Origin of the sequence: Pseudomonas sp. NY15435, from assembly GCF_048068295.1 — a bacterium.
Lineage (GTDB): Bacteria > Pseudomonadota > Gammaproteobacteria > Pseudomonadales > Pseudomonadaceae > Pseudomonas.
Map to the genome: position 1 here is coordinate 99,239 of NZ_JBLUQA010000018.1, position 6,000 is coordinate 105,238.

9 protein-coding genes and 1 pseudogene are annotated in these 6,000 nt (G+C 63.5%); 3 read left to right on the top strand and 7 right to left on the bottom strand.

Going from position 1 to position 6,000, the window contains the following annotated elements; all coding sequences use genetic code 11:
- Nucleotides 1-147: 147 nt before the first annotated feature.
- Nucleotides 148-996, top strand: coding sequence for a CAP domain-containing protein (locus tag ACNFH5_RS28810; protein WP_416752057.1), 849 nt, complete (start codon nt 148-150; stop codon nt 994-996).
- 4 nt (nt 997-1,000) lie between these two features.
- On the opposite strand, the gene ACNFH5_RS28815 is transcribed toward ACNFH5_RS28810, so the two are convergent.
- The 5 genes from ACNFH5_RS28815 to ACNFH5_RS28835 all read right to left on the bottom strand — a co-directional run bounded on the left by ACNFH5_RS28815 (nt 1,001) and on the right by ACNFH5_RS28835 (nt 3,961).
- Nucleotides 1,001-1,522: a hypothetical protein gene (locus ACNFH5_RS28815; protein ID WP_416752059.1), complete on the bottom strand. Its 522-nt coding sequence runs from the start codon at nt 1,520-1,522 to the stop codon at nt 1,001-1,003.
- A 182-nt stretch (nt 1,523-1,704) separates the two neighbouring features.
- On the bottom strand, nt 1,705-2,541 hold the full coding sequence (locus ACNFH5_RS28820) for a bifunctional allantoicase/(S)-ureidoglycine aminohydrolase (RefSeq protein ID WP_416752062.1): 837 nt from the start codon (nt 2,539-2,541) through the stop codon (nt 1,705-1,707).
- Nucleotides 2,542-2,552: 11 nt separating this feature from the next.
- Nucleotides 2,553-2,720: a hypothetical protein gene (locus ACNFH5_RS28825; protein WP_416752064.1), complete on the bottom strand. Its 168-nt coding sequence runs from the start codon at nt 2,718-2,720 to the stop codon at nt 2,553-2,555.
- A gap of 7 nt (nt 2,721-2,727) precedes the next feature.
- Nucleotides 2,728-3,612 carry a LysR family transcriptional regulator gene (locus tag ACNFH5_RS28830; RefSeq protein ID WP_416752066.1) on the bottom strand — a complete coding sequence of 295 codons (885 nt, stop codon included), beginning with the start codon at nt 3,610-3,612 and terminating at the stop codon, nt 2,728-2,730.
- Nucleotides 3,613-3,694: 82 nt separating this feature from the next.
- Nucleotides 3,695-3,961 carry a hypothetical protein gene (locus ACNFH5_RS28835; RefSeq protein WP_416752068.1) on the bottom strand — a complete coding sequence of 89 codons (267 nt, stop codon included), beginning with the start codon at nt 3,959-3,961 and terminating at the stop codon, nt 3,695-3,697.
- A 158-nt stretch (nt 3,962-4,119) separates the two neighbouring features.
- On the opposite strand from ACNFH5_RS28835, the gene ACNFH5_RS28840 reads away from it, so the two are divergent.
- Entirely contained in the window at nt 4,120-4,443 is a 324-nt protein-coding gene (locus ACNFH5_RS28840; protein ID WP_416752070.1) for a hypothetical protein, read from the top strand.
- 131 nt (nt 4,444-4,574) lie between these two features.
- Here the strand turns inward: ACNFH5_RS28840 and ACNFH5_RS28845 are convergent, their stop codons facing one another.
- Both ACNFH5_RS28845 and ACNFH5_RS28850 read right to left on the bottom strand, forming a co-directional pair.
- Nucleotides 4,575-4,925 carry a hypothetical protein gene (locus tag ACNFH5_RS28845; protein ID WP_416752072.1) on the bottom strand — a complete coding sequence of 117 codons (351 nt, stop codon included), beginning with the start codon at nt 4,923-4,925 and terminating at the stop codon, nt 4,575-4,577.
- Nucleotides 4,926-5,294: 369 nt separating this feature from the next.
- Nucleotides 5,295-5,516: a DUF1654 domain-containing protein gene (locus ACNFH5_RS28850; RefSeq protein WP_024763117.1), complete on the bottom strand. Its 222-nt coding sequence runs from the start codon at nt 5,514-5,516 to the stop codon at nt 5,295-5,297.
- A 368-nt stretch (nt 5,517-5,884) separates the two neighbouring features.
- Here ACNFH5_RS28850 and ACNFH5_RS28855 point away from each other — a divergent pair.
- Nucleotides 5,885-6,000, top strand: a pseudogene (locus tag ACNFH5_RS28855) (hydrolase); the annotation flags it as partial.

Sequence of the window (6,000 nt, forward strand, 5' to 3'; positions counted from 1 at the left end):
TATGTCAGGCCGCGAGGCAATTTATCGTGCTGAGAGTTGTGCAACCTTTTCCAGGTTTTTCCGCCAAGGGAACCTGATCGCTGCAGGCGCAGCCAAATGCCGAGAAATCACGCATCATTGAGCCCTTTTCGACCATCGGAGCCGTCCATGCCCAGCCAGTCGTTCCTTCCGCGTAGCCTGTTGTTGTCGCTCGGCCTGCTGGCCGCCGTCGGCGCCAGCGCGGCAGACCAGGATCAACTGCTCGAAGCCATCAACGCCTACCGGGGCGAAGTGCAGTCCTGTGGCGGCCAGGCCTCCCAGGCGCTGCCGCCGTTGTCGCCGGATTCGCGCCTGGCGCTGCCGGCATCGGCAGGGGAGTGGAAGGCCGCCCTGAACCAGGCCGGCTATCCGATGAGCAGCGTGCGCATGCTCAGCCTCACCGGCCCGCGCGATGTGACGGCGGCCATGAAGGCCTTGCAGGAAAGCTTCTGCCAGGTACTGCTGGACCCGCAGTTCGTCGACGTGGGGATCAAGCGCGAGGGCGATGACTGGCGCATCCTGCTCGGCCGCCCGCTGCTGCAGGCCAAGCTGGGCAACTGGGAGGCCGAGGGGCAGCAGTTGCTGCAGGCGATCAACCGCGCTCGCGGCACGGCGCGCCAGTGCGGCGGGCAAGCCTTCGGCCCGGCCGGTGCGCTGAGCTGGAACGCTACCCTGGGCGGCACCGCCGAAGCGCACAGCCGCGACATGGCCAACAACAACTACTTCGATCACAAGGGCCGCGACGGCAGCACGCCGGGCGACCGCGCTGAGCTGGACGGCTATGCCGGCCAGCGCATTGGCGAGAACATCGCCGCCGGGCAGGGCAACGCGCAGAAGGTGGTGGAGAGCTGGCTGGCCAGCCCCGGCCATTGCGCCAACCTGATGAATCCGCAGTACAGCGAACTGGGCGCGGCCTACGCGGCAGACCCGAAGAGCGACGCGGGCATCTACTGGACGGCGATGTTCGGCTCGCCCTGAGCCATCATCGACCGCCGCTGGTCGCGCCGGGCTCGGTGGCCTGGCGCTTCACCTTCGCCGCGAGGATGGCCGCCTCGACCGCCGCCAGGGTACCTGAGGCGGCCGGCAGTTCGAACACGCGGCTCTCGGCGAGGGTGAAGACGCGCTCGCCGCTGTCCAGCGTGAATTCCATGAACGCCAGGTGCTCCGACCAGGAGCGATAGCGTCGCACCATGAACAGGCTGTGGCGGCTGCGCACCGAACTGATCTTCTCCAGCGGGATCTGCCGGTGACTTTCGTTGCCGCACAGCACCAGCTCGCCCTTCTCGATGAAGGCCGGTTCCGCCCGCGAGACGCGCAGCCATTCCACGGCGAAGCGCGCGCCGAGCAGCAGCAGGCAGAGGGGTAGGGCGGAGAACAGACTGACCACGCCACTGAACATCTTGATCAGGGTGAAGGTGGCCATCGCCAGCAGGATCAGCAGGGTGGCGGCGCGATAGAAATGGACGTTGTCGAACTCGGTCTGCGGCAGGAACCGGACATCCATGTGCATCTTTCCTCGACGACTGCAAAACGATTTCCAGCCAGACCTTTTAGCAGACTGAGCACCACTTGCCACGCGATGTCGGTCACGGCTCGGGGTGCCGAAAAGGAAAAACCGGCGCCAGGGCGCCGGTTTTTCATGTGTCGCAGCGGAAACCTCAGTCAGTTCCCGCCTGAACCTTGCACTCAGTGCGCCTGGTTCAGGGTCAGGCGCATGTGGCGGTTCACATCCTTGTACAGCAGGTAGCGGAAGCGGCCGGGGCCACCGGAGTAGCAGGCCTGCGGGCAGAAGGCGCGCAGCCACATGAAGTCGCCGGCTTCCACCTCGACCCAATCCTGATTCAGGCGGTATACCGCCTTGCCTTCCAGCACGTACAGGCCGTGCTCCATCACGTGGGTCTCGGCGAACGGGATCACGCCGCCCGGCTCGAAGTTGACGATGTTCACGTGCATGTCGTGGCGCATGTCGGCCATGTCGACGAAGCGGGTGGTGCTCCAGCGGCCTTCGGTGTCCGGCATGACGCGCGGCTCGATGTCCTGCTCGTTGGTGACGAAGGCTTCGGGCAGCGGTACGCCGTCGACTTTCTGGTAGTGCTTGCGAATCCAGTGGAAGCGGGTGTGCTGGCCAGTGGTGTTGCGCACCTTGTAGTCGGCGCCCGGCGGAATGAACGCGTAGCCGCCCGGCTGCATCTTGTGTACTTCGCCCTGCAGGGTCAGGGTCAGCTCGCCTTCGACGATGAACAGCACCGCTTCGGCGTTGATGTCCTGCTCGGGCTTGTCGCTGCCGCCCTGGGGCGCCAGCTCGACGATGTACTGCGAGAAGGTCTCGGCGAAGCCCGACAGCGGACGGGCGATGACCCACATACGCATGTTGTCCCAGAAGGGCAGGTGGCTGGTGACGATGTCACGCATCACGCCCTTGGGGATCACGGCATAGGCTTCGGTGAACATGGCGCGGTCGGTGAGCAGCTCGGTCTGTGCCGGGTGCCCGCCGTGCGGCGCGTAATAGGTGGATTTGGCCATGGGTTGGTTCCTCATTGTTGTCTTGCTGCCCGGCGCGTGCGCGCCGTGGTGAGCAATTCGTGCAGAGCGGCGCGTTTGTCGGTGCGCTGTCTGTCGCTGGAAGCCACGATATCCAGCGGCGTGTTCATGCACAAATTAAATGTTGAAATCCGCTGTATTCGATTTGTAAATGCGTGCATGACGCACTCAGGCTCGCGTGTCCTGGGCCAGAACTCGCGATAGCACCCGCGCCAGCTCCTTCACCATCGGGTCGACTGCCGGCCGGTGCAGCATCGCCACTTCGAACATATCCACCGAGGGTAGCCCGGTATTCTTCGGCAGCACGGCATGCTCTGCTGTCACCGCGCGCTGTGGCAACAGACCAATGCCCATGCCATCGGCGATGGCCGACTGGATGCCGGAAAGGCTCGAGCTGGTGAAGCTGATGTGCCAGCGCCGGCCGATGGATTCCAGCGCGGCGATCATCTCGTCGCGGTACACCCCGCGCGGCGGGAAGGTAACGATGGGCAGCGGGTCCAGCTCGATGCAGGCATTCTTCGCGCTGTCCACCCAGCGCGTCTTTTCTGGCCAGCAGGCCACCGCCTCGCGGGCGTTCTGCCGTTGCTTGAGCAGCACCAGGTCCAGCTCGCCGCGGTCGTAGCTGGCGGACAGGTCGCGGCTCAACCCGCTGGTGACCTCCAGCTTCACCTGTGGATAACGGCGGTTGAACGCAGCCAGCTGTTCGGTGGTGCGTCCGGTGGCGAAGTCATCCGGCACGCCGATGCGTACCGTCAACGCCACGGTCGCGCCGGACAGCGCCTCGACCATCTCGTCATTCAACGCCAGCAGGCGCCGGGCGTAACCCAGCAGCGTATCGCCGGCATCGGTGGGCAGCACATCACGATTGCCACGTTCGAGCAGGCGATGCCCGGCCATCTCCTCCAGCCGGCGGATCTTCTGGCTGACCGTGGACTGGGTCGAATGCAGGCGCGCGGCGGCTGTGGTGAAACTGCCACAGTCGGCCACCGTGACGATGGCGCGGAGCAGGTCGAGGTCGAAGAGGCGGGTATTTGGTTTGTCACTGTCGCTCATGGCGGTATCTGAAATCTGAATGCGATACCGCTTTCTAACAGCTCAGCCCGAGCCCCGGCAAATCACCTGGCGTCAGCTTCGCTCAGAAGTCGACAGTCTTCGCCCAGGGATCGTTCACGCCACCGCCGCGCCGATCGCCTTTGCGGCGGTCGTCTTCGAAGCGAATGGTTTGTCGTCGGTCGGCGCTGCAGCGGCGTTCGCCGTGGCGGGTGTCGATCTGGAACTTGGCTTTCATCGGCATCGCCGCGACGGGCGTGGCAGCGGGTTCCAGGGGAACCAGGCTGAGTTCGTCGCTGTTCAGATCGTCGAAATTGAAGTCACTGAGGTCGAAATCGTCGTCGAGATTCATCACGCGTCGCTCCACTGCAATACCCTCAGTGGTGAGCGTAGAGGTGTGGTGGCGTTACGCCTTATCAGCCGACGGACTGCACGCCGGACGTTTCCTGCAGCGCAATCTAGACTGCAGAAGCTGACCATATCCGGGGGAACCACACGGAGAGCGTCATCATGAAACGTCTATCGCTGTCCCTGCCGGTGCTGGCTGCTGTTGCCACGTTGTCCGGCTGCATGAGCAATGAAGAGTTCCTCGCTTCGAACCAACAGGCCGCGATCAAGGCCACCGAGTCGCGGGCGAAGTTCGAGATGAACTGCGAAGCGGTGACCAGCAGCGTGCTGTCGAGCAAGGTCACCAGCGTCCGCCGCGCCATGGAGCGCACCGAATACACCATCGGCGTGCGCGGTTGTAACAAGCAGGCGACCTACATCACCTACTGCCTCAACCCCACTACCTGCAATGCCATCGCCGATACGGCGCGGATGGGGGCGCCATAAGTCTCGCCGGGATGGGAGGTTCGTGGTCCATCCTGTACCCCCAATGACTTTCCGCTTCAGATGCGGGCCGTGTTTGCGCGATTCCTTGGGGGGGCGCCCCGCCGGCCTGTGCGGCGGAGCGAATGGCGCTGTCACTCTTCCGGCAGCTCCCGCCCGTGGCGCTTGCCCAGCGCTGTCACGTAGTCCACTTCATTACAGAGTTCGTAGCCTGCCATGAAGGCCGGGGTGTCGAACTGCGTGCCTTTCTGTTGAGCCTGGTCGTAGGCGGCCTGGTCGTATGCGGGGAGTTTGTTATGGCTGAGGAATTCATTGATCAGTGCGATGCGCTGGGCGTCGCCTTCGTCGTAGCCGCCGTCATAGAAGAGGCGATCGATGCAGGTGACGGCGCCCTGGTAGCGGGATTGCGCTTCATTCAGTTCGAGGGCGTGGGCGCTGCCGGTCAGGGCCAGGCTGAGGGCGAGCAGGGTGGTGCGCAGGTGCATGGGGCAGACTCCGTTCTACAGGTTTGAGGATGGCGGCGTTCATCCAGCGCCGCGTCTGGTGCAACCAAGTCGGATTCACCAACGAAAATGCCCCGCACAAGGGCGAGGTTCTTCGTTCATCGATCAGTGTTCAGCGCCGGCAATGGGCGCCGTTGGGGAAGTTCAGGAGAGTGGCCGGGAACGGCCGGGGTACAGGGCCATCGCTTCGCTGCGCAGGGCGAACGGGTCTGCGCATGAAGCCGCTGCATGATTGGCTGTGCCATGGAGTTTCGTCCCTGAAATCCCGGTTGTTGCACTGGATTCTGCCTGGGGGTATGGCATGCGGCTACTACGCAATTCACAAATCTTTCAGTGGGTCGGGCTGGCTGCTCAATCCAGCCAGCTATGCCACGCCAGGCGAATCGCGCCGTCCTGCAAGGGCAGCAGGGTGAGGTTCGGGGCCTGGCGCAGGTCGGTGACCAGTTGGCTCCAGGCGGCGGAGTCGTCGCTGGGTTCGCGGCGCAGGGTGATGCCGAGGTTCTTCAGGGTGGTCGGGTCTGCCAGCAGGGCGTTCACGCGGGCGGACAGCTGGTTATAGGTTGCGGCGTGCATGGGGGGCCTCCAGTTCGGGGTGGATGGAAAATACTGTATGTAAATACAGTATTTCTTGTAAAGCCCTGCGTGACCGTCGGTAGATGGGGTACGGTCGGACGCGAAACGGGACGGCTCTGGCGCAGTACTTCGGGGTATTGGCGGGGTGTTGCATTGCTCGTATAGGGGCACAGCCCTTGAGCGCTGTGGGATTGAGGATTCCTGGGTCTTGGTCGTTCTGAAAATGGAACGCTAGAAGTGATTTTTGCCGTCTGGTGCAGCAAGGGTGTCGAAATTAATCTCTCTTCCCATGCAGTGACGCACTGCAAACGAGTCCAAAACCTTCCGGCCCAGCCGGCACCCACTGAAAGCAAATCGAGGATTTCACCATGACCAACGCCACCTACAACCGCCTGGACAAAGACAACGCCGCCGTACTGCTGGTCGACCACCAGGCCGGTCTGCTCTCGCTGGTCCGCGACATCGATCCGGACAAGTTCAAGAA